The 22034-nt window shown below is 55.2% G+C and carries 22 protein-coding genes; 6 read left to right on the plus strand and 16 right to left on the minus strand.

Translation table 11 applies throughout. The annotated features are described in order from the left end of the window. Positions 1-263 (plus strand): hypothetical protein (locus ACR0C9_RS20720; protein WP_480781920.1); only part of this gene is annotated, 263 nt, incomplete at its 5' end. Between the two features lie 435 nt (positions 264-698). Here the strand turns inward: ACR0C9_RS20720 and ACR0C9_RS20725 are convergent. From ACR0C9_RS20725 to ACR0C9_RS20750, 6 genes are all read right to left on the minus strand, one after another. Beyond that, complete coding sequence (locus tag ACR0C9_RS20725) at positions 699-3908, minus strand: reductive dehalogenase (protein ID WP_480781921.1); 3210 nt, start codon at positions 3906-3908, stop codon at positions 699-701. A gap of 6 nt (positions 3909-3914) precedes the next feature. Next, the gene (locus tag ACR0C9_RS20730; protein ID WP_480781922.1) at positions 3915-5201 is read right to left on the minus strand and encodes a TRAP transporter large permease; all 1287 of its coding nucleotides are present in this window, start codon (positions 5199-5201) and stop codon (positions 3915-3917) included. Then, a complete protein-coding gene (locus ACR0C9_RS20735; protein WP_480781923.1) occupies positions 5198-5728 on the minus strand; it encodes a TRAP transporter small permease in 531 nt (176 codons plus the stop codon). The genes ACR0C9_RS20730 and ACR0C9_RS20735 overlap by 4 nt, the downstream gene beginning before the upstream one ends. An 11-nt stretch (positions 5729-5739) precedes the next feature. Then, a complete protein-coding gene (gene dctP / locus ACR0C9_RS20740) occupies positions 5740-6741 on the minus strand; it encodes a TRAP transporter substrate-binding protein DctP (RefSeq protein ID WP_170456460.1) in 1002 nt (333 codons plus the stop codon). A 78-nt stretch (positions 6742-6819) separates the two neighbouring features. After that, complete coding sequence (locus tag ACR0C9_RS20745) at positions 6820-7779, minus strand: hydroxymethylglutaryl-CoA lyase (RefSeq protein WP_480781924.1); 960 nt, start codon at positions 7777-7779, stop codon at positions 6820-6822. Beyond that, positions 7776-8924 (minus strand): CaiB/BaiF CoA transferase family protein, encoded by a 1149-nt coding sequence (locus ACR0C9_RS20750; RefSeq protein ID WP_480781925.1) that lies wholly within the window; start codon positions 8922-8924, stop codon positions 7776-7778. Before ACR0C9_RS20750 ends, ACR0C9_RS20745 begins: the two co-directional genes overlap by 4 nt. 103 nt (positions 8925-9027) lie before the next feature. Here ACR0C9_RS20750 and ACR0C9_RS20755 point away from each other — a divergent pair, with 103 nt between their 5' ends. Continuing rightward, positions 9028-9960 carry a LysR family transcriptional regulator gene (locus ACR0C9_RS20755; RefSeq protein ID WP_170456454.1) on the plus strand — a complete coding sequence of 311 codons (933 nt, stop codon included), beginning with the start codon at positions 9028-9030 and terminating at the stop codon, positions 9958-9960. 96 nt (positions 9961-10056) lie between these two features. Here the strand turns inward: ACR0C9_RS20755 and ACR0C9_RS20760 are convergent, their stop codons facing one another. The 4 genes from ACR0C9_RS20760 to ACR0C9_RS20775 all read right to left on the minus strand — a co-directional run bounded on the left by ACR0C9_RS20760 (position 10057) and on the right by ACR0C9_RS20775 (position 14012). Next, positions 10057-10419 carry a Rieske (2Fe-2S) protein gene (locus tag ACR0C9_RS20760; protein ID WP_480781926.1) on the minus strand — a complete coding sequence of 121 codons (363 nt, stop codon included), beginning with the start codon at positions 10417-10419 and terminating at the stop codon, positions 10057-10059. Between the two features lie 90 nt (positions 10420-10509). Further along, positions 10510-11052, minus strand: a complete 543-nt coding sequence (locus tag ACR0C9_RS20765) for a VOC family protein (protein WP_480781965.1) — start codon at positions 11050-11052, stop codon at positions 10510-10512. A gap of 109 nt (positions 11053-11161) precedes the next feature. Beyond that, complete coding sequence (gene hppD, locus ACR0C9_RS20770; protein ID WP_170456450.1) at positions 11162-12268, minus strand: 4-hydroxyphenylpyruvate dioxygenase; 1107 nt, start codon at positions 12266-12268, stop codon at positions 11162-11164. Between the two features lie 1072 nt (positions 12269-13340). Continuing rightward, complete coding sequence (locus tag ACR0C9_RS20775) at positions 13341-14012, minus strand: GntR family transcriptional regulator (RefSeq protein ID WP_170456448.1); 672 nt, start codon at positions 14010-14012, stop codon at positions 13341-13343. A 112-nt stretch (positions 14013-14124) separates the two neighbouring features. Here ACR0C9_RS20775 and ACR0C9_RS20780 point away from each other — a divergent pair, with 112 nt between their 5' ends. The 4 genes from ACR0C9_RS20780 (at position 14125) to ACR0C9_RS20795 (ending at position 18172) form a co-directional block, all read left to right on the plus strand. Beyond that, on the plus strand, positions 14125-15123 hold the full coding sequence (locus ACR0C9_RS20780) for a TRAP transporter substrate-binding protein (RefSeq protein ID WP_170456445.1): 999 nt from the start codon (positions 14125-14127) through the stop codon (positions 15121-15123). A gap of 78 nt (positions 15124-15201) precedes the next feature. Next, entirely contained in the window at positions 15202-15687 is a 486-nt protein-coding gene (locus ACR0C9_RS20785; RefSeq protein ID WP_170456444.1) for a TRAP transporter small permease, read from the plus strand. Between the two features lie 10 nt (positions 15688-15697). Then, the gene (locus ACR0C9_RS20790) at positions 15698-16981 is read left to right on the plus strand and encodes a TRAP transporter large permease (RefSeq protein ID WP_480781927.1); all 1284 of its coding nucleotides are present in this window, start codon (positions 15698-15700) and stop codon (positions 16979-16981) included. A 45-nt stretch (positions 16982-17026) separates the two neighbouring features. Further along, positions 17027-18172 carry an alpha-hydroxy acid oxidase gene (locus tag ACR0C9_RS20795; RefSeq protein ID WP_170456440.1) on the plus strand — a complete coding sequence of 382 codons (1146 nt, stop codon included), beginning with the start codon at positions 17027-17029 and terminating at the stop codon, positions 18170-18172. 24 nt (positions 18173-18196) lie between these two features. Here ACR0C9_RS20795 and ACR0C9_RS20800 read toward each other — a convergent pair whose 3' ends face one another. The 6 genes from ACR0C9_RS20800 to ACR0C9_RS20825 are packed head-to-tail and all read right to left on the minus strand — an operon-like array spanning position 18197 to position 22030. Beyond that, positions 18197-18625 carry a methylglyoxal synthase gene (locus ACR0C9_RS20800; protein ID WP_480781928.1) on the minus strand — a complete coding sequence of 143 codons (429 nt, stop codon included), beginning with the start codon at positions 18623-18625 and terminating at the stop codon, positions 18197-18199. Further along, entirely contained in the window at positions 18591-19109 is a 519-nt protein-coding gene (locus ACR0C9_RS20805; RefSeq protein ID WP_480781929.1) for a 2,4'-dihydroxyacetophenone dioxygenase family protein, read from the minus strand. Before ACR0C9_RS20805 ends, ACR0C9_RS20800 begins: the two co-directional genes overlap by 35 nt. A gap of 9 nt (positions 19110-19118) precedes the next feature. Further along, positions 19119-19820 carry an SDR family oxidoreductase gene (locus ACR0C9_RS20810; protein WP_170456438.1) on the minus strand — a complete coding sequence of 234 codons (702 nt, stop codon included), beginning with the start codon at positions 19818-19820 and terminating at the stop codon, positions 19119-19121. Next, positions 19817-20443, minus strand: coding sequence for a 2-dehydro-3-deoxy-6-phosphogalactonate aldolase (locus ACR0C9_RS20815; RefSeq protein ID WP_480781930.1), 627 nt, complete (start codon positions 20441-20443; stop codon positions 19817-19819). The genes ACR0C9_RS20810 and ACR0C9_RS20815 overlap by 4 nt, the downstream gene beginning before the upstream one ends. After that, positions 20440-21360, minus strand: a complete 921-nt coding sequence (locus ACR0C9_RS20820; protein WP_170456433.1) for a 2-dehydro-3-deoxygalactonokinase — start codon at positions 21358-21360, stop codon at positions 20440-20442. The genes ACR0C9_RS20815 and ACR0C9_RS20820 overlap by 4 nt, the downstream gene beginning before the upstream one ends. Then, complete coding sequence (locus ACR0C9_RS20825; protein ID WP_108861947.1) at positions 21341-22030, minus strand: RraA family protein; 690 nt, start codon at positions 22028-22030, stop codon at positions 21341-21343. Before ACR0C9_RS20825 ends, ACR0C9_RS20820 begins: the two co-directional genes overlap by 20 nt. Between the last annotated feature and the right edge of the window lie 4 nt (positions 22031-22034).

A 22034-nucleotide genomic window follows, 5' to 3' on the forward strand; every position in this document is an offset into this window, starting at 1 on the left:
ATGGAAACAAGTTCCTGGCCCGCTACAACGATCATGACAGCGTTTCAGTCGGCACCACGGCGACTTGGCGAGACGCGGACATTTCCACCGCAGCCGCCCATTTTAACACCCAAGGCGTTCCGGACAGCTACGAGCGCGCCGAGGCCGTTGTTGGTGAGCTGCACCAAGTTTCATCCAGCAAGATTGCCGCCGTAGTGCAAGAGATTGCCCATACCCGCGAACAGGCTACCCACGTCCATGAGTATGATGGACACAGTCTTTAACCACGGAGGACATTATAGATTATTGTTCGCGCTGGTGAATGTGTTGCTGGGAACAGCGAGACCACCGGGTTGGAGTAATGTGGGGTCTGTTCCGATTGGGACGGACTCTTATTGTTGGACATTCCGGGCATTCGCTGCACCACGTTTGAATAGGCAAGAAGCAGAACTTTGCTGCCGTTGACTCTCCAAAATCGAAAGGCTGCTTTTCGAACTTGTCTACCGCAACGAAAATACCAAGGGAGGGTAGCTGCCAATCCCTACGATTGCCAACCAGTCAGGTCAGTAAGTTGGATGCCGACATTTAGTCGGACAACTCCCAGATTCCACTCAGCGGCGCCGCATTGCGGGACCGAGCGCAGCTCATTCATTGATCTGGCTACAGAGAACATCTGTTTTTGCACAAGCTTCGTTCTGGGTCGTTGCGGTCCAACTTATTTAGAGATCCAGTTCCAACACGCCGTCGGGATTGGCTGCGCGGGACTGGCAAGTGATGATCGTGTTTTTCTGCTGCGCTTTGGAGAGCACAAAATCGCGGTGTTCTACATCTCCTGAAATCAGCCCACACCGACAAACACCGCACAGCCCGTCGCTGCATTTCAGATCCACCGGAAGATCGTTTTCGATTAGCACCTCCGCGGCGGATTTATCCGCGGGAACAGCCAATTCCACTCCAGTTTTTGCAAGCTTCATGGTAAAGGCGGAGTTTTCATATTCCGGCGTCTCGGGCACGGAGAAGTATTCCAAATGCCGTGCCTCTTCGGGGAAGCCTGCGCGCTCGGCGGCGTGCATGACGGCTGACATGTAGGCCTCCGCTCCGCAGGTATAGACATGCCATCCCGGCTCGTAGCCCGCCATGATCGCATCAAGATCGGCGCGCGTTCCCTCGCTGGAAACATGCAGCGTCACGTGGTCCGCCCAGAGGAAGCCGGCGATATCTTCTAGCAGCCCCATCGTCTCCTTCGCGCGGCCAGAGTAGTGCAGCTCAAATTCCGCTCCACGTGCGTAGAGCTCGTGCGCCATTGCGATCATTGGCGTGATGCCGATACCGCCGCCCATGAGGAGTGTTCTGGTCGCGCTATGATCAAGGGGGAAATGGTTGATCGGTTTTGAGAAGAAGACGCGCCGTCCTTTCTCAAATATCCGGTGCAATAGCTTGGACCCACCGCGCCCTTCCTCCTCGCGAAGGACTGCGATCTGGTACTTGGTACGATCCGCCGGGTCGCCTGAAATTGAATATTGCCTCAGGAATTCCGGCGCGATGACGATATCCAGATGTGCGCCCGCCTGCCATGCTGGCAGTGGTTCACCCGAAACGGCCTGAAACTCAAATTTCATGACGCCCTTCGCCGTTTCCTCAGCCAGAGTAACAATGCCCGGGATCACCGGGCTTTCCTCGTCATTGTTGTATCGGTGCAGCACACTCTCGTCCCCAGCCGCCACGCTCCGTTTATGCTCTTCGGCAGAGACCATCGCCTCGTAGGCCCTAATCCCTTTTTCCCGGTCCATCACGTGAGGGTAAAGATAGGGCGGCGGTGCCAGAGTCGCAGGATAGACGGCCAGGGTCTGATCCTCGAATTTGAGGTCCAGATCTTTTGAGAGGCCGCGCACATTCACTGGCTTTTTCGTAGGGCGAAAACCGCCGTCTTCCTCAAGTTCGAGGTCCCACCACCACTTCTTCACGGGGTTAAGTGAGCCGTTGTCGACCACGTCGTCGAGTTTGGCCAACGCCGGCGCGAGTTTAGGCACGTTCATCGCCGCCCAGCGAAAAGGCTTCTCTTTGAAAATCCCTTCTAGATTCCATGGGCAGGTCTTCATGCAGCGTCCACACATCGCACCGCCCTGATTTGTCAGGCGATAAGAGGTGCATTTCTGGCTGTCTGATTTCCAGATCTCATAACCATTGAACATGGTCTTTGGCCCGGCAGTGATCGCGCCAGAGGGGCATTCGCGGGCGCATTTGTTGCAGGAATTGCAGAATTTTTGCAGGCCAAAGTCGATGGGCTTGTCATGGGCCAGCGGCAGGTCGGTTGTGACCGTTCCCGATTTCAAACGCGGGCCGAGGAAGGGGTTGAGGATCACCTCGCCAATCCGGCTCACCTCTCCCAGACCCGAAAGCAGCAGCAGAGGCGGTTGCAACACCTCGCCATCCGTCACCGTGTGCGCCCTGGCGCTATAGCCCATATTGCGGATCTGCTTCGCAATCACGCCGCCCAAAAGCGAAAAGCGCAAATAGGCGCGCATGGACTGTACCACCGCGATCCAGTCATCGCCCGAGGCGCCTTCCATTGTTTCATAGCCCTGATCGATCACCAGATTGATCGCCTGGTCATGGGGCGGATCGATTGCATCTCCGCGCGCATCATGGCTGTACCAGGCCCAGTCCGGGCAGCGGGAGATGCCAACCGCATCAGCGCCAAGCCAATAACAGGTGGCCTTGATCAGTTCCGATGCTTCTTTTGGCGAAAGCGGCACACGCTCTTCGGCAACCTCGCCGTCTTGCAACAGAACAAAGGCCCCCAAGGGCTTGCGCGTTGCCATGGAGGGCGCTGATTTGATGACGTGGAGGCCGTTTTGGGACGCGTCCTGAACCTTTTTACCCAGATCGCCAAACTTGGCACGGGCGAACATGTCCGTGCGTTTTGGAACGCGGGGAATGTTGGGTTCATCGATATAGGTCGTAGGCGTATCCACGCGTTTGAGCGTCTCAAATGGATGCGCACCATCCACGAAGCGGCGCTTGGCATAAGGCACTGCATTGGCGGCATTTTTGATCGTTGACGTGCCAAATTTCCACGTGGGTCCAAAGGCGGATTTCGGCTGCTCGGCCATTGGGGCAAGCGGTTTGTCCGGCTCGATGACGAAAGTTGTGGTGACAGCGGCGAGGCCGAAGCGCGCCCCGATATAGGGATGGCTCAGCAAGCCGTCTTCCACCGTGACCAGCCCGGCCGCAACGGCGAGTTTGTTAAGGTCCACGTCACTGCTGGAAACGGTGTGCCCGCGTGAATCGTATCCAAGGATGCGCAGGTAATTTGCCAGAACAACGGCAGTTTCAGCTGCGCGCAGACCGGCGCGATGCGCCTGGGCGCCCTGAATCCACGCGGTGCCAGCCTCATCAACGTCCGGCGTACGGGGGTTTTCGTAGAGGAAAACGAGGCAATGAGTATGGCCGTCGATGCTTGTGGGCGCCGCCTCAACCGCCTCTTTGAGGCTGGCCATGATTGTGTCGATCCCGGCAGAGAGGGTCTTTGTCTGCCGTGTCTTCAGGTCATGGGCCAGGCGGTTCACATCCGGGTTCTTATAGGGTGAAGGCAGTAAGGCGTCCTGCGGTAGAAGGCAGGTGCCAACGACGGCTGCATCCGCGAAGTAGCCGAATGCCTTCAGATGGTTCGCCCGCTCCACTGGGTCGGTCGGTGTATCGGCCATGGCCTTGTTGATATGCCCATCCCGGATCGCATCCATCATCGCCTGATGTTCACGCATGGCGTTGATGATAGAAGCCGGATCGACATCGTCGCGATAAGTCAGATGCGGCGCGGGCGGCACAGCTGACAGATCAGGAAGCTGTTCGGTACGTGCCAAAAGCTCGGTCGGATAAGGCCCCATATGGACAGGTCGGTCTTTGGTGGAAAAAAAGCGATTAGCCATGGGGTATTACCTTCCAAACCCGGCGGAATAAGGCAGCCATGTCGCAATTCCTGGAACCAGCAAGAGCAGAACCATGGCCATCAACATCAACACCACATAGGGAAAAGCCCCCCTCACCACATCCCAGAGCGGCGCGTTGGTTATACCCTTGATGACAAACAGGTTCATCCCGACCGGTGGCGTGATCATGGCCAGTTCGAGGTTGATCATCAACAGAACGCCGTACCAGATCAGATCGATGTCAAGCGCGGCCATCGTCGGCAAGAGGATCGGAGTTGTGATCAGAATGATCGCGATGGATTCAAAGAACATGCCCATCACGAAGATCATCGCCATCACAACCAGGATAAAGGCAAGCGGGCTGAGACCCATAACCGCCACCATCTCCGCAACCCCGTTGGGCAGACGGATGATTGTGATGGCATGGCCAAACATTGCCGCTCCCGCAATGATCATGAAGACCATCATCGACATGCTCATCGTTCTTGAGAGACACTCCCACAGGTCGGTAAGAGTGATGTTGCGGTAAATCACGAAGGCGACGAACAGGGCATAAAGGCACCCAACGGCCGCTGCTTCGCCCGCGGTGAAGATACCCAGGTAAATCCCGCCCATGACCACCGGCGGTGCCATGACAGCCCAGAAAGACCGTTTTAGGGCGCGTCCTACTTCCGGCAGACCCGCCCAGGGTGGCGAGTCAAACTGTGGGTTCAGCGACGATTTTATGATGCAATATGCTGAAAACATAACGGCCAACATCACGCCCGGAATGATCCCCGCGAGAAACAGCGCACCAATGCTGGCATCGCTGACAATGGCGTAAAGGATCATCGGACCGGACGGCGGGATGAGAATTCCAAGTGTGCCCCCAGCGGCGACAAGGCCAAGCGCGTCCTTTTCCGGGTAACCGAAACGTTTCATTTGTGGCACCGCGCTTGAGCCGATCGACAGCGCCGTAGCAACGGAAGACCCTGAAATGGCCGCAAAGATTGTGCAAGACAGGACAGTCGCCGCGCCAAGACCGCCCCGGATATGGCCTATCATAGTATGTGCCATACCAAAGAGATCGTCGATCACTTTGGCTTTGATCATGATCTGGGCCATGAAAACGAACAGCGGAACCGTCATCAGAACGGGCTTGTTGAAATGGGCGTAAACCGTTTCTGCCGCCGGATTTACGTCCCCTTCAAAGATCAAAAGGATACCTGTTGCTGTCAAACCAAGCGCCGCGAAAATCGGCATGCCTGTTAGAAGAAGAACGACCAGGCAAAGAAAGATCAAAAATGCGGTCACGACGCGCTCCTACCTAAAAAACACTCAAGAAGCTTGGAAAAGGCCGTAACACCCAGCAGAACCGAGCCCAGAAAAAGCGGAGCCTGCGGAATCCATAGTAGGATCTCGATCGAGCCAGAGGTGAACGCGTGCCATTCATAGGCGAAATGCACCATATGCCACGAGCTCATGGACAAAACGATGGCGACGGCGAGCACTGAAAGATGTGCCCAGACCACTTGAATTTTCTTAGCCTTACCGGCCAATCCTTCGGTAAGAAGGTCCATCGCGATATGATCGCCGCGACGATAGGCTTCGCTTACGCCAAGCATGATTAACGCCACAAGCGTCCAGCCAGTCATATCGTCGGTCCACAGAAGCGGGTCGGAAAGAACATAGCGCCAAAACACTGCGATGATCGTAATAAAGAAAGCGACCAGAATGAGAAGCGCGCTCAGCGCTCCCCCTAACCAGACCAGCCCGTAAATCAGCTTGATCGGGAAAGGGGCCGCGGATGCCGCCCCTTCGTTGCTAGGTTGAGTTAACATTATCCAGAGCCTCAGGAGCCGCTGCGCAGCTTGTCGATCAGGCCGATCAGCTCTTCTGCACCGTCGATGCCTTCGCCGAAATGCGCATCAAAGGCTGGTTGCATGATTGCCTCCAGAGCCGCGTTCTCTTCGTCGGTCAGACGATAGACATTCACGCCTTTCGCCGCGAGAGCTTCGGGCGCGCTTGCGGCGGCTTCGGCAGAGGCGTCAACGGCCCAGCCTGCGGCCAGCCTGCCCGCTTCGTCGAGCGCCGCCTTGGCCTCGTCCGAGAGGTTAGCGTAGAAGTCGGGGTTCACGTAGCCGTGGAAATAGACCGAGACGACCGGCACGATGCTGAAGTGATCCTGCACCTCGAAATACTTGCGCTTAACGGCGGCGCCGACGCCGGTCATGGCCGCGTCGATGACGCCGGTTGCCAACGACTGATAGACCTCGCCGCCGGACATCGAGACCGGGCTGGCGCCCAGGGCTTCGAGCGAGGCGTTAAAGGCAGGCACTAGGCCGCGCATTTTGATGCCTTCGAAATCCTCGGGCTCGGTCAGGTAGCCGCCCTTGGAGGTAAACACGGAGTCGCCGGCATCAAAGAGCCATACCACGTTCTCGACGCCGCGATCCCTAAGCTTGCCTGCCAGAAAATTCGCGGCTTCGGAGTCGTGCCAGTTGCGCGCGATGTTAGGGTCTTTGAACGCAAACGGCCGGGTCGTGACCGTCATGATCGGCAGCGTGCGACCCCATTGAAACTGTACCGAGAAAGCACACTCGATGTTGCCCGACGCGACGCTGAGGATGTTTTCCTTGGCACCAACCAAGCTGTTGGCGGGAAAGATCTGCACGTCGATTTCACCACCGGACCGGGTCTCGACCTCGGCAGCCCAGCGGTCGATCACTTGCGCGATGGCGTGCGACGGCGGCAATTGGTGGCTGCACCGCATGGGTGTCTCGGCCTGAGCTGCGGTGAAAGTGCCTGTTGTCAAAGCAGCGCCAAGCGCCGCGCTTAGTAGTGTTCTTTTCATGTCAGTTTCCTCCCGTTTGACATTCAATCCGAGCGTCGCCCAATGCGACCCGAAAATTGGATAAAGTGCGAAAAAGTGTCAGGCCGCACAGGCCCGCCAATTTGCAGTTTTTGGTAGACCGGCCTGCGCCATAGCTCCGTGGAGCGTCGCCTCCGGCAGGGCATCGGTCAGAAGCGCGCGCGTTTCAAACAACGCTTCGATGTCGATGCCGGTGTAAAAGCCCTTGGTCTCGGCAAGGAAAACAAGGTCTTCTAGCACGACATTTCCAGTTGCACCGGGCGCATACGGGCAGCCGCCAAGACCCGCGATCGAAGCGTCAAAAATGCGACAGCCTGAGTCTAGCGCCGCTGAAGCATTGGCAATGCCCATGCCACGCGTATCGTGCAGATGGATCGCGTAGGGCAGACCCCCAAGACGCCTTTCCATGCGGGCACAAAGCGACGCAACCTGACGCGGCCCGCCATAGCCGACCGTGTCCGCAGGGGTGACCATGTCGACCCCAGCCTCAAAACAGCGATCCACCATGCGCATAACGTCATCTTCCGGGACGTCTCCTGACAATGAACACCCGAATGACATCGCGATGCCAGCGCTGATGATTGTGTTGCTGCCAAGGTCATTCCGAAGTTTTACGACGTTGGCGATCTCGGCTAGGCTTTGCTCTTGCGTGCGTCTGACGTTGGCCTCGTTGTGCGCTTGGCTGGCCGAGACGACGACGGTGATCTCTTCAACGCCGGTTTCCAACGCGTCGGCGGCTCCTCGTTGGTTCAGCGCCAGAGCAATCCCATGGGCATCACCCTTGGTCTGAACCGCCGCAATAACGTCGCGCACATCAGCAAAACGCGGGAACTTGTCGGCGGGCAAAAACGACCCGACTTCGAAGTAGCGGAGCGCCGCTTTGTAATCCCGGTTCACCCATTCGACTTTTTGAGCTGTGCTGGGCCAGGATTTCGTGAGTTGCAGGCCATCGCGAAGACCAACCTCGCGGATCGCGATGCCATCTTTCGGATAGGCATTGAAAACGTATTTCTGGCTCATTCGATAGCCTCCACCTTCAATGCGCCAAGGATCTCGGCGTTGTGCTGGCCAATCGCAGGGATGTCGACATCGTTGGAAACAAGGGGTGCTCCGTCCATCTCGAGAGGTAGTACAGGTGCGCGGAAATCCTTCTTGTCGGCATAATGCGACGTATAAAGCCCGCCAGGCCGGTTCACGTGAGGGTCATCATACATCTCGGCCGGACGAGCGACCGGCGCGAAGAGAAGATCGTTTTCTTGCATGATCTTCAGTGTGTCTTCATAAGGACGGCCCGCCACGATCTCTGCGATCATTGGCAATGTCCAATCTCGGGCGGCAATCTGGTCGCTCCGTGTCTGAAGACGCGGATCATCAAGCAGATGCGTTAGACCAAGGCCCTTGCAGAGTTTCTCCCACTGCCCATCAGTGGCTGCACCTAAAAAGATCTGGCGCCCGTCGCTTGTCGGGAAGAGGTCGTAAACCGGCCATGAAAAGACACGCTCGGGCATTGGTGGTGCCTCGGTGCCTTCGATATCAAATTGAACCATGTGTTGCGCAACGAGAAGCAGGCAGTTCTCAAACAACCCCGTACGGACAGCGGCGCCTTCGCCGGTTTTACAGCGCTGAATAAAAGCAGCAAGCACACCTAAAGCAGCAAAGAGTCCCCCCATGATATCGTTGGCCGATGAGCCAATACGTAGCGGACGATTGGTGGGGCCAGTCATATAGGCCATTCCTGTCATCATCTGCACCACTTCGTCCATGGCTGCGCGGTTCTCATACGGCCCCTTCAGGAAACCCTTGCACGAGGCCACGATCAGCGTCGGATAACACTCGCGCAGCTGATCAGGCGCCAAACCCATTTTGGCCAGCGTCTCATCACGGAAATTTTCAACGAAGACATCTGCGGTCTTCAGCAGAGCATGCAGCTTTGCCAGATCGTCAGCGTCCTTGATATTCAGAGTCACTGACTTTTTGCCACGGTTGAAGGTCGGAAAGAACCCAGCGCCCATACCCGTTAGATCGCGTGTCTTGTCACCCTGAGGAGGCTCGATCTTAATGACTTCTGCGCCAAGAAAACCAAGAAACTGTCCAGTCGATGGCCCCATCACCATGTGGCTCATTTCCACCACACGCACGCCCTCCAAGGGTAAAGCGTTTGCCATAAGTTCCTCCCGCGGTTTTCAATTAAGGTAACCATGGCGGAACTTGAGCAATCGGAAAATAATATACTTTCGAAAATAGCGTTCTTGATATTAGAATGCACGTATGGACTCTCGACAACTTAGATATTTTGCTGCCGTATGCGAATTCCGAAATCTTTCGCACGCGGCTGACCACTGCAACACCGCCGCGTCAGCGCTGAGTCACCATATCGGTAGCTTGGAGGCAGAGCTTGGAACCAAGCTCTTTGTCAGAAAACCAAGGGGCATGGAGCCAACGGCTGCAGGACTGAAATTGCTTGAGCATGCGCAGTTTATTCTGGCGGCATTCGACACTGCCGCATCAGAGATTAAACATGGTCAAGCCGAAGTTTCTGGAAACATTGCGATCGGCATGCCCTTCTCGGTGATCAAAGTGATAGGTGGGGCGCTGATGCGCCAGGTTATTGAAGAGTTGCCCCTAGTCCATCTGGTTCTGAGAGAAGGGCTGTCCGGCGTGACATATGATGCCCTACGGTCCGGCGAGATTGATACTGCACTGATTTTCAACCCGCCTCCGGATACGCAAACAATTCGAACGCCATTAATCGAAGAGGAAATCTACTGTTTGGGTGCTCCAAACATCGTTGGCCATTCCAGCGAGCCGATCAGCCTTGAGCAAATGGCTCAGCTGCCTGTCGCATTATTGCAGAGTGGTGCGCTGTCCCGCGCGCTCGTTGATCGTCCTGCAGAACTGGCGAAACTCGAGGCAAACGCCCGCATTCAGCTGGCGTCAATCGCAGGTACGTTAAGTGCTCTGAAGGAGGGTTTAGCTTGCACTCTCGCACCTAAAATTCTAGTGAGCGAAGAACTTCGACGGGGCGAGCTTGTTGCTCGTAAAGTCGTGGATACACGGCTTATCCGGACACTCTATCTCGTGTCTGCACTCGGCACACGCCCGACGTTTTTAAGAGAAAGCATCTCAAATCTGGTGGTCGATTTTGTTCAGGACGCGGTCCGAAATGGCAACTGGGAAGGTGCAAAACTAATCGATATTTAAAGGGCGCACTTTAGTGCAGTCCTTGGCCAATCAGGGTCGCCGCTCGCCTGTCATGAGCATTCTGGCATGTCCCGTTCGTCCAAGAGAGCAACTTCGTCAGTCATCGATGACCAACTGCCCGTGTTCGTCCTCTTTCGTAGGCACCGGGTCCAGCGCGCAGCCGGTTCCGAAACCCGAAATGCCTGCACCGGTCGCCAGATCGAATCCAGCTTCGTGATTTGAGCAAATCAACACACGACCATTAGATGAAACGACCGATCCGCCCCTATAGTCGAGCGGAAGGAATTGGTGCGGGCAGGCATTCACGTAGGCAAAAACACCGCTTTCGTTCCTTGCAAGAAGGATTGGAAAGTCGCCCAGTTCCACGCAATGTGCCCGGCCCTCGGGGACCTCCGAGGCCGCGCAGACGACCGTCCCTCCTGCTGGTGCTGATGAATAGCTCTTCCAATTGTCGTTCATAGCATGTGCATCATGGAAACCGTGAATGTGCCTTGTCGCTTATTCATAATTCCTCTCCCAAGGGGTGACGGAAATGCGGAAGGCTGCGCCTTACTCCCGGTTCAGTTCCTTGGCGTGAAGCCAGTCAGCGTGTTTCGGCGCCTTCTTGGTCTTCGACCATTCGTCCAGCATCAGCCATTTGACTTCATCCATGCGCTTGAGCATCGCTTCTTCCTCCGGGTCCGGGCAGGCCAGTTCAATTCGGTGGCCATTGGGATCGAAGAAATAGATCGAGTGGAATATCGAATGGTCGATGACACCCAGAACCTCGACGCCCTCTGCTTCGATATGTTCTTTGAAGGCCACAAGGGTTTCGCGGTCCTTCACTTTGAAAGCAATATGCTGCACCCAAATTGGGGTATTGGGGTCGCGGCCCATTTCCGGTTTGGTTGGCAGCTCAAAGAAGGCCAAAACGTTGCCCATCCCCGCATCAAGAAACAGATGCATGTACGGGTCAGGCTCGTGGGTTGAGGGTACGTGGTCTTCTGCAATCGCCAGGATGAATTCCATGTTGAGGATACGGCCGTACCATTCGACCGTCTCCTTAGCGTCTTTGCAGCGATAGGCGACATGGTGAATTTTTTCGATTTTCAGGTCCATGAGACACTCCTTTCCGAAGCGCACCCGAGGGGTGCAAAATCAAGTCTGTCTGTGGAATACGCCGTGGGCGGGGGTGCGCCGCCCACGGCACGGGGAAATGGCGTTAGTCTGAAACTTTCAGAACGCCGCGCTGAATCTGGTCCTCTTCGATCGACTCAAAGAGAGCCCGGAAGTTGCCTTCCCCAAATCCGTCGTCTCCCTTTCGCTGGATGAACTCAAAGAAGATCGGGCCGATCACGGTTTTCGAGAAGATCTGGAGCAGGATGCGGGTCATTCCGCCGCCCACAACGCCTTCACCGTCAATTAGGATGCCGTGTTTCTTCATGCGTTCCAGCGGCTCTTCATGGTCCTTCACGCGAGCCTTGGATTTGTCATAGTAGATGTCCGGTGGTGCAGGCATGAAGTCGATACCGTGATTGCCAATTGTGTCGGTCGAGGCGTAGATGTCGTCGGTACCGATTGCGACGTGCTGGATGCCTTCTCCTTTGTATTCCTTCAGGTACTCCTCAATCTGGCTCTGATCATCCGAGCTTTCGTTAATTGGAATACGAATCTTGCCGCATGGCGAAGTTAGTGCGCGAGAGGTCAGGCCGGTCAGCTTGCCCTTAATGTCGAAGAATTTGATTTCCTTGAAGTTGAAGGCGGTGGAATAGAACTTGTACCAAGTGTCCATGTTCCCCTGCATCACGTTGTGAGTCAGGTGATCCATGTAGTAGAACCCTGCGCCGTTCGGCTTGGGATCACGTTTGTCGATCCATTCAAAATCGGTGTCGTAAGGTGATTTGCCTTCATCATAGTCCTCGATGAAGTAAAGCAGCGAGCCCCCGATGCCTACGACAGCTGGGACTTCGATGGACTTGCCGTCGCCGGTGTACTCTTCGGCACCATAATCTAAAGCGCATTGCAACGCGTGCTGCGCGTCAACGACACGCCAGGCCATTGCAGGCGCACAGGGTCCATGATCCTTAACAAATTGTGCGGCGTGGCTGTCTGGGTCGCGGTTGACCAGGTAATTCACGTTACCCTGACGATAGACTGAGATGTCCTTAGTCTTGTGTTTGGCAACTTCGACAAACCCCATTTGAGAAAAAAGCTCTTCTAACTTTCCTGCTTCGGGGTGCGCGAACTCGACGAATTCGAATCCGTCAGTTCCGGCGATATTAAAATCGTCGATTTTGGCCTTGGGTGCATCGTGCGGAAATGGTCCCATAGGAATTCTCCTGAACTTTGATGCGGCTTTCGTGCCCTCCACACCTTGATCTGGAACCCGGCCCGCGGGAAATTTCTCGCGAAATAAAACAAACGTAATTCGTTCTGGCAATTATTAAATATGAAATGTTGCGTTCTTGAATTTAGAAAACTCAGATTTTCCAGCATATTATCAATTAACTACCGAGACGAAATTGAGATAGAGACGGGGTCGCGACGCTGATCGCGATTTAAATTTTCGTGATTTCGAAGGCTGCTGGGGTCCCCATTGCATCTGTTGGATCTGCGAAGCGCTGACGCTCTGTGAAAGGTTAACTTGACCTCTCAAAGGACTGTGAACATTCAATGTGGTTATCTCAAATCGATGCAAATTAAATCAAATGCCGTAGTAGCAAGTTCGTTTTAGGGTGTTACCGTCCGTGATAATTCTCAGTGTAAACACACAATTATGTGTGAAATTTGCGCCGTAGTTTTGGTCGCGCAACAAGCGGCAGCTATTCGGGTTGATTCCGTAGCATATTGAATACCGCTTGAAAGCCCGGAATCGGCCGCTTCCCAACGCCAATGTCTGCAATCGGTGCTTCGCAGCTGTTTGCACACATTTCGGCATCTAGAACTAAGGGCTCGGCGCAGACCTTCGCTGCAATTAGCCCAAATGGCAGCTTTGCTCTTCATCGCAGACGTTTGAGGTCGAAGATTTCATTCCCACGCACAGCTCGGTCGAAAGCGCCCTCGCGCGGCGTCAGAACCGCATGCGATTTTCCCTTCTTGGTCGTTCGGGTCGATAGTTGCCTTGGCGGCGGCCGGAGTAAGGATCTGTATCGAAATATGTCCCTTGGCTTGGACGCATACATTCAGCGAACTGGGTAAGGGCATCCACCTGGTCATCTTTAAGAGCTTTCACAATCTGAAGCGAGAGTGGGAAACGAATGTACAGCATCACAGCAAGGCGGAGATCTAAGGACTGGGTTTAAAGTATTTGAAAAAGCAGGTCTGGTCATGGAAAAAAGCTACGCAACCGCACTGCCCCGCTCAAGCAAAGTTAATCTGACAAGACCCAGATGGCAGGACACCTATGCTTGCTTCAGACCAACCAAATCGGAATAAGATCGCTCACCGCGAGTGATTTGACGTTTGAGGGTGTTCGTTGCTGCTTTTACTTTACCCTCGCCCAACAGCGATGTGATCGCTTGATGTTCCTTGAAAGATTTCTTCGTTCGATTGGAACGCTTGGACAGATGCGTCCGCATAGTTTGGACGATATCACTGACTTTTTGATATCCATCCCGCAGGTAATTGTTTCCGCAGGACCTGAAAAACGCGTCGTGAAACTCGGCGTCAAGTTCCAAATACTGCTCGAATTCATCCGCTTCCTGCGCTTCTGACATCTTCGAAACAATTGTAACCAGCTCATTGATCAGAACCGAGGGGTTCTTTTCAAGCGCCTGCTCCAAAGCTGCAGATTCTAGGATGAGCCGATACTGGCAAAGCTGCACCACGTCCTCTTGAGAAAGAGAGAATACAAACGCTCCTCGATGAGGAAAGATCTGAACGAGCCCCTGAAGATTCAAAGCCGATAGCGCTTCGCGAATCGGAGTTTTGCTGATGCCCATGGCATTTGACAGCTTCACTTCCGGCAACGATTCACCCAATTGAAACGTGCCATTGATAATGCCTTTTCGTATATGCTCTTCAGCAGTTTTACTCAACGAATCCGGTCGCTTAATCTGCAAAATCTCGGTCATTTTCACTTCGTCCTATTTCGTCTCTCTAACACAATAGCACATGTAAGCTTGATTTCTATATTATATCTGATATCTCAGATAATAGATCGAAAAAAATCCATGGGAGGAAACCTTGTTCAAGAAATCAACATTGGCGCTTGGCGTCGTCATGTCAGCCGGGCTTGCTTTTGCAGCATCCGCTGAAACAGTCATTAAGGTTGGGCATGGCGCAGCAGAAGCGTTTCATATGCATCGCGCGCTACTGAAATTTGAAGAACTGGTCGAAACTGGCTCGAATGGTGAGATCGACGTACAGATATTCCCCTCGTCGCAGATGGGCCCCGATCGCGAGATGATCGAAGGTGTTCAAACCGGCGTTCTCGAAATGGCAATTCCTCCTTCTTCTTTCTTCGCGGGCTGGGATCCGGCTTTTGCAGTAATTGAACTGCCGTACATGTATTCCTCCAAGGACATCGCCTTTGATGTTCTTGATGGTGATGCCGGTGATGACATGCTTGCACGGGTCGAAAACCAGGGACTGGTCGGTCTTGGCTGGCTTGAATTGGGTGTACGCAACGTGACCAACAATGTCCGTCCGGTCGCAACGCCCGCAGACCTCGAAGGCGTCAAGCTGCGCACGATGAAGGTTCCGGCGCATGTAGCAACATTCGAAACGCTCGGGGCCAATCCAACGCCGATGAACTTTGGTGAGGTCTATTCTGCTCTCCAGCAGGGCGTGATCGACGGCCAGGAAAACCCGCTGGCGATCATTACCTCACAGCGTTTCTACGAGGTGCAGAAATACCTTTCGACCACGGGCCATGTCTTTGCGGTCTACATGCCAGTCGTCTCCAAGCCGTTCTTTGACTCGCTATCTGCGGAGCATCAGCAACTGCTCCGGGACTCGATGGCCGCGGCACGTGATTATCAGGCCGAACTGGTCGCCAGCGAAGATGCGGCACAGCTGGAACAAATCCGGGCCGCTGGTGTCGAGGTTCTGGAACTGACTGCTGAACAGCGACAGGCCTTTGCCGACAAAACCGAAAGCGTCCGCCTACAGTATCGCGACGAAGTTGGCGCCGAAGCCTACGACGCTTGGGTCGCGGCGGTATCCGCAGCAGGCGGAAGCTGACCCGCGGTATACTCAGCCAATCCGGGCACCCGTGCCATGCAGGTTCGGGCGCCCCTTTCGTTCAAGGGGAGGTGAACGATGTCGGTTATCAAATGGATCGATATGAATGCCGAAAAGGTCTTAGCCAGTGCACTTTTGGCCGCGATTGTCTTGTTGATCTTTGGAAATGTGTTCATGCGCTACATTCTGAATGCCTCTCTTTCATGGGGCGAAGAGCTAACGCTTTGGCTGTTTGTATGGTTTGTCTGGCTAGGCGTCAGCTATGCGTTCCACACAGGCGATCATGTGCGTATCACGGTCCTGCGTGATGTCCTAAGCGAGCGCGCAAGGCTTTACGCGGATTTTGTGATCGCGCTTCTTGTCCTTGGATTTCTGATCGTTCTGACAATTGAATGCATCAAGCTTATCCGACAGCCTTTTGTCGCCAGCCAGACTTCGGTCGTTTTGGGGCTACCGATTCCGATCCTTTATGCTTCGGCGCCGATTGGCGCGGGCCTGTCCGCGATCCGCGTCACTCAACATCTGAACCGAACCCTGCGTCTGATCGCAGGAACCAAAGCGTGAGGAACCCGGCATGCTTGCAACAACGCTTTTCTTGACGCTCTTTGCCCTGTTGCTCTTCAGCGTGCCTATTGGCATCTGTCTGGGATTGGCCACTATGATCGTGATGGTCTTTGTAGATGGCACGCCACCCATGGTTCTTCTGGCACGGTCGGTGGTAACAGGCGCGGACTCCTTTCCTCTAATTGCCGTCCCTCTGTTCATATTGGCAGGCGACCTTATGCAGCACGGTGGAATGTCTCGTCGACTGGTTGGGTTCGCCAATGCACTGATCGGTCATATCCGGGGTGGGTTGGCTTATGTGAACGTGCTCGCCTGTGTGTTTTTTGCCGCCATATCCGGCTCATCTCCTGCGACCGTAGCCGCCATCGGGTCGAACATGATCCCAGAGATGGAAAAGGTCGGCTATACGCGCAAATTCAGCGGCGCATTGACAGCATCCTCAGGAATGATCGGTGTAATGATCCCGCCAAGTATTCCCTTCATCATCTATGGTGTTACTGCCGAGGTTTCGATCGGCAAACTGTTTCTTGCAGGCGTTGTTCCTGGCATCCTTTTTGCCCTCATGTTCATGTTGGTCGCTCGGGTTCTGCTGCGAAAGGACGAGGTTGTTCAGCAATCGACGACTACGTTCTCAGGCCCGGGCGTCTGGCAGAGCTTCCGGTCTTCCATCTGGGCGCTATTGGTGCCGGTAATTATCCTTGGGGGCATCTACAGCGGTATCTTCACCCCAACCGAAGCCGGCGCCGTGGCCGTAGTCTATGCCGCTTTCATCGGCATCTTCGTCTATGGCGACATAACCCTCAAGGACCTGCCAGAGGTTTTGGCGGGCAGTGCAAAGACCAGCGGGACCATTCTGATATTGGTGATCATGGCGACCGCCTTTGGCAGGTTGATCACGCTCGCAAGAATCCCGACAGAGCTCGCAACAACAATCACCAGCCTGTCCGACAACCCCATCATCATCCTGTTGCTGATCAATCTGCTGTTGTTGGTGATCGGAATGTTCATGGAGACGATTTCGTCGATCATCATCATGACGCCGATCCTGCTGCCGGTTGCAACCGCGCTGGGTGTCGATCCGATCGTTTTTGGTGTCATCTTGACGGTCAACCTGGCCATTGGGTTCTGCACACCGCCATTGGGTGTGAACCTGTTCGTGGCCAGTAGCATTTCGAAGGTTTCCATCGAAAGCCTCAGCCGGGCGATCCTGCCATTCTTTGTCGGCATGCTGATCTTGTTGATGTTCATCACCTATGTGCCCGCAATTTCCTTGGTACTGCCATCCCTTTGGTGACCGACTGAGGAGCTTCAAACGTTAGACAACGAACAGAGGACCCGGATGGATCTGGACCTTTCCCACCCGTCGATAGAAGACCTTCGGAAAACCGCACAAAAGCGCATTCCGAAGTTTGCCTTCGAATATCTCGACAGCGCGACCGGCCGGGAGCTGGGGTTGAAGGTCAACCGGGACGCACTTGATGCCATCGGATTCCTGCCGCGTGTACTATGCGGCCGAACAAAGGCCGACCTGCAGACTACATTGATGGGTCAAACTTACGATCTGCCATTCGGGATAGCACCGGTAGGCATGTCCGGCCTGATGTGGGCAGGAGCAGAGCGGATGCTTGCAAAGGCTGCGGTTGCTCACAACATTCCGTTTTCGCTGTCGAGCGTGGCGGTTGCTTCACCGGAAGATGTGGCACCTTACATTGGCAAAAACGGATGGTTTCAGCATTACCCGGTGAACTCCGCCGATCTGCGCCGCGCGATGCTGCCGAGGATTAAGGCAGCGGGATTTCGTACGCTGATTATCACGGTGGACGTTCCAGAAGAGAGCCGGCGCGAACGACAGCGCCGCGCCAATCTGACGGTGCCTCCAAAAGCTGACCTGCGCACGCTGACAGAAATGGCGTCACGACCCGCCTGGTGCCTTGCACATCTGCGCGAGGGCATCATGCCACGTATGCGGTTCTTTGACGATTACGTCCCGACCCGCGGACGAGAAAGTTTTACCCATGCAGGCGCTCTGATCCGTGGGATTCCAGATTGGGACTACCTGCGCGAACTACGGCAGGAATGGGAGGGTCACCTGATCGTCAAGGGTGTTTTGCGGCCGGAGGACGCGCAAAAAATGGTGGCCGAGGGCGTGGATTGCATCTGGGTCTCAAACCACTCCGGGCGCCAATTCGAAGCCGGGCCCGCCGTGATTGACCAACTCCCGAACATCCGCGAGGCGGTCGGAATAGATGTGCCACTGATCTACGACTCTGGCGTTGCCTGGGGATTGGACATCATGCGCGCACTGGCGAAAGGTGCAGATTTCGTCATGGTCGGGCGTGCCTTTCAATATGCTGTTGCAGCGTTCGGAGCACGAGGGATCGACCATCTCGTTCACATCCTGAAGGCTGACATTGAGGCCAACATGAGCCAGCTCGGCAGCGAAAACCTCGGCAGTCTGGCAGAGCACCTTTTGAAAACCAGCTGATCGGCGCATGCGGCGCGTGGCGTATCAGACAGGCGCGTTGTCATCCTCGTCAATCAGCCCCTTGACGATCAGATCCGCGGTTGAGCGCGAACATGCCATTGGCAGATCATATACCGTCGCGAGGCGGGTCAGAGCCTTAACGTCGACGTCGTGTGGCATGGGCGACAGAGGGTCGACGAAGAAAATCAGTGCATCCAGTTTCTCTTCACAGATCATAGCGCCGATCTGTTGGTCGCCTCCGAGTGGTCCACTTTTCAGGCAGGTCACATCCAGTTCTGGGTAGGCTTGCTTAATGCGACTACCGGTAGTCTCAGTCGAAAAGATTTGTACTCTGGACAGGCGGGCCAATTGCAGACCCACCCATTCAACGATTTCGTCCTTTCGCGCATCATGCGCTACAAGCGCGAAACGCGGCGCATCACCGGATGAATTGTTCAACGTAATCTTCTCCAAGACCGACTTCCCCGAAATGTTTTCGGCACAGATCAATCTTGGTAAAGACATCTTCGTAGCCAGTGACCTTGCCCCACGGATCAACATAGCACATCACGCCATTGACCTGGAAATAGGTGACCATCTCTTCGACATCGTCGGGAACGACCAAAGTATGAGTCTCACCCGGCGGCTCAAAGACATATCCCCCTTCTTCCGCAACCCAATCATGTTCCAGATAATGCCAGCGCCCTTTCAGGACAAAACCGTGGACTGGCTGTGGATGGCGGTGCCGCGAAAGAACACCAGCTTTGCGCACTTTGAGAAGGTTCATCCAACAACCTTGCGAGCGGTTCAAGCAGAGCGGTCGGAACCAGACGTTCTCTGCCTGCGGAACCCATAGCCTGTCGTCTTCGCTCATGGCATTCGGGATCACGATCTCGTCTTGCGCATCCTTGGGAAACGGCAACTGATATGGCATTCGGGCGGTGTCATCGTCATTCATTGATTTTCCTCACATAGCGAGATAGCCGCCATCGACCGGATAGATTGATCCGGTCACAAAGCTGGCGTTTTCACTCAAAAGCCATTGCACAAGCGCACCGACTTCTTCGGGTTTCCCCCAGCGTTTCATAGGCGTACGCGCCATGATCCCCGCTGTTCGTTCAGGGTCTTCCCGAAGGCCCTGGGTCATCTCTGTCTCAATCCAACCCGGCGCGATGGCATTGACCCGGATACCGTCTTCGGCCCAGCGACCTGCGAGCGCCTTGGTCAACTGTGCCACGCCGCCCTTAGAAGCGGAATACGCCGGAACCAAAGGCCCACCAAAGGTACTGAGCATAGAGGCGGTGTTGACGATGGCCCCACTCGCTTCAGCCAACAATGGATGCGCGGCAAGACAGCAGCGCATGGTGCCTGTCAGATTCACATCGAGCACCTTGGCGAAGACGTCGATGTCATATTCTTCGCCACGCAAAAGAATACCTGCGCAGTTCACCAAGGCATCGAGACCCGTGAGTTCGCCGAATACATCATTGATGGACGTCTGGTCGGTGACATCCAAGAGCTGCACCTTTAACCCGTCCTGAGGCTCGAATGCATCCAATTCGGATTGGGAGGCGGATGCGGCAATGACGGACCAACCTGCGTCTGCCAACGACCGTGCAACACCCGCACCAATCCCTCGCGTTCCTCCCGTTACAAGGGCCTGTTTCATCCAAGTTCCTCCAATACACTGGTGAAGGCGCGCGCGCGCCTGCCGATATCATCCAATGTATAGCTCGGTTTGAATAGTGCAGAGCCCAGCCCATATCCATCTGCACCCACGGCATGATACGACGCCATCGTATCCGGCGTTATGCCGCCTACCGCAGCGATGACTGCGTCTGCAGGCAATACGGTGCGCATGGCTGCTATGGCAGCTGGTGGCACCATTTCCGCCGGAAAGAATTTGAGGACCGATGCTCCGATATCCAACGCCGTAAAGGCCTCGGAGGGGGTCATGACACCTGGACACCAATACAGATCCCGCGCGACAGCCGCGCGCCCGATGTCCGGGTTCATATTGGGCGACACGATGATCCGCCCGCCTGCATCTGCGACCGCCGCGACCTGATCCGTAGTCAACACTGTGCCAGCGCCGACTATGGCTTGAGCGCCATGTTTTGCAACGATCTGCGCAATCGATTCCAGCGGGTCCGGTGAGTTGAGCGGCACTTCGATTATCCGAAACCCGGCATCGAAGAGTACATCAGACACCGGGCGCGCATTTTCTGGTGCCAGCCCCCGCAAAATCGCAATTAGCGGGTTCTCTGCAAGAGCTGCGGTGAGGTCAATCATCCAACCAACCCCGCAGCGCGAGCAATCAGAAAATGCCCTTTCGCAACGATATCGTCAGGCGCGCGACGGCTGTCGAAACCAGCAGTTCGAAGCGCTATTTCGTATCGGTCGGACAAGTCGCTGCGTCCAACAACAGTGATCGTGCCGACGTCTTTTACTTCGCCGGTCGCGGCAGCAACCTCGGTCCCGATCAACAAGCCCGACAAGTAGTCGGCCGTGGCAACCTTTGGGATTTTGCCCATGAGAGGAAGCGTCCGAACATGAAACAGGCTGTGCAGCAGGTTCGACTCACCACTGAGGCCCGTCTTTACGCCCATCACGAATGCGTCTTCGCTGAAGGCGTCCTCCTTCATCAATGTGCCAAGGATCGTGTGTTCTTTCAGCGCCGAAAAGATCTCACCTGTCATGTAAGTCGAGAAATCCACGATCTTCCCGTCCGCAACCTGAACCCATTTGCTGTGCGTTCCCGGCATCACGAACATACCTTCGCTCAAGCCTAGCGAAGATGCCCCGATGATCTGGGTCTCCTCGCCGCGCATTACGTCGGGTCCTCCGGCATGTTCTGTCGAAGCACCTGTCACAAAATGAATACGCGCTCCGTTGGCCGCTTCGTGCGGGACCAACGCACGCGCAAGACCGCCAGCACCCAGCGGCATTTCAGCATATTGCGTTTCTACCCAGCCATTGCGGCTGGTGATCATGCCAGATGCCAGGATCGGCAGGTTAGCCTTGGCGACCCAAGGGCCGATGAGACGATCAAGGACCGCCTCAAAGGTTTGTCCCGCAACCTGCATGATACCTTCAGGCGACGAGACCCCATCGATCACGTCGCCCTCCGCACCAATTAGAAATGCACGAAACGATGAAGTGCCCCAATCTACGCCGATCAGCGCTGGCTCAGATGCGACCGAATTCATTTAGCAGATCCTCAACGGTTTTGCCTTGGGCCACCCATTTACGGGTTTCCTCCTCACGGTCAGCTTGCTCTTGAGCAAGGCGCACGGTTTCTTCGGCAATTTCCTGTGGAACCACGACGACGCCCATCAGATCAGCTACAATGAAATCTCCGGGGTTTACCACGACGCCCCCACAGGCGATTGGCACATTGATCGAAAGTTCTTCTTTACGTTCCGAGAACATCGTGTGCGTTCCGCGCGGCGTGATCGCGCGCGTCCAAATCGGCCAGTTGATGTCTTCCAACTCATCTGTGTCACGCCCAGTGCCATCTACGATCATACCCCGAATGCCGCGGTTCTTGGCCAGGCCACCCATTAAACCGCCGCAGACTGACGTTTGACGATCACCACCCGCGTCCACAACGATCACGTCCCCGGGTTGTCCCATTTCAAGCGCTCGCAATGGGTCGACCAGATCACCTTTTGAAAGCTGAACCGTCACGGCCTGGCCTGTCACCTTGGCGCGGAAAGCGGGCTTGATGGCGCTGTCCATCACGCCTGTTCGGTACTGCACATCCGCAAAAATGGCAGCAGCAGAGTACGCCTCCAACACCTTGTCGAATTTTTTGAGAAGTTCCGGGTTTCTTTCAAAATCATTGAAAACCCTAAGGTCCGTGCTGACGTCTGGCATTCTT

It is taken from the genome of Ruegeria sp. C12 (genome assembly GCF_056537745.1).

Coding starts and splice junctions, on each gene's coding strand:
- ACR0C9_RS20725 (WP_480781921.1), bottom strand. CDS start 3,908: ATGGCTAATCGCTTTTTTTCCACCAAAGACCGACCTGTCCATATGGGG.
- ACR0C9_RS20735 (WP_480781923.1), bottom strand. CDS start 5,728: ATGTTAACTCAACCTAGCAACGAAGGGGCGGCATCCGCGGCCCCTTTC.
- dctP (WP_170456460.1), bottom strand. CDS start 6,741: ATGAAAAGAACACTACTAAGCGCGGCGCTTGGCGCTGCTTTGACAACA.
- ACR0C9_RS20745 (WP_480781924.1), bottom strand. CDS start 7,779: ATGAGCCAGAAATACGTTTTCAATGCCTATCCGAAAGATGGCATCGCG.
- ACR0C9_RS20750 (WP_480781925.1), bottom strand. CDS start 8,924: ATGGCAAACGCTTTACCCTTGGAGGGCGTGCGTGTGGTGGAAATGAGC.
- ACR0C9_RS20755 (WP_170456454.1), top strand. CDS start 9,028: ATGGACTCTCGACAACTTAGATATTTTGCTGCCGTATGCGAATTCCGA.
- ACR0C9_RS20760 (WP_480781926.1), bottom strand. CDS start 10,419: ATGAACGACAATTGGAAGAGCTATTCATCAGCACCAGCAGGAGGGACG.
- hppD (WP_170456450.1), bottom strand. CDS start 12,268: ATGGGACCATTTCCGCACGATGCACCCAAGGCCAAAATCGACGATTTT.
- ACR0C9_RS20775 (WP_170456448.1), bottom strand. CDS start 14,012: ATGACCGAGATTTTGCAGATTAAGCGACCGGATTCGTTGAGTAAAACT.
- ACR0C9_RS20785 (WP_170456444.1), top strand. CDS start 15,202: ATGTCGGTTATCAAATGGATCGATATGAATGCCGAAAAGGTCTTAGCC.
- ACR0C9_RS20790 (WP_480781927.1), top strand. CDS start 15,698: ATGCTTGCAACAACGCTTTTCTTGACGCTCTTTGCCCTGTTGCTCTTC.
- ACR0C9_RS20795 (WP_170456440.1), top strand. CDS start 17,027: ATGGATCTGGACCTTTCCCACCCGTCGATAGAAGACCTTCGGAAAACC.
- ACR0C9_RS20805 (WP_480781929.1), bottom strand. CDS start 19,109: ATGAATGACGATGACACCGCCCGAATGCCATATCAGTTGCCGTTTCCC.
- ACR0C9_RS20810 (WP_170456438.1), bottom strand. CDS start 19,820: ATGAAACAGGCCCTTGTAACGGGAGGAACGCGAGGGATTGGTGCGGGT.
- ACR0C9_RS20815 (WP_480781930.1), bottom strand. CDS start 20,443: ATGATTGACCTCACCGCAGCTCTTGCAGAGAACCCGCTAATTGCGATT.
- ACR0C9_RS20820 (WP_170456433.1), bottom strand. CDS start 21,360: ATGAATTCGGTCGCATCTGAGCCAGCGCTGATCGGCGTAGATTGGGGC.
- ACR0C9_RS20825 (WP_108861947.1), bottom strand. CDS start 22,030: ATGCCAGACGTCAGCACGGACCTTAGGGTTTTCAATGATTTTGAAAGA.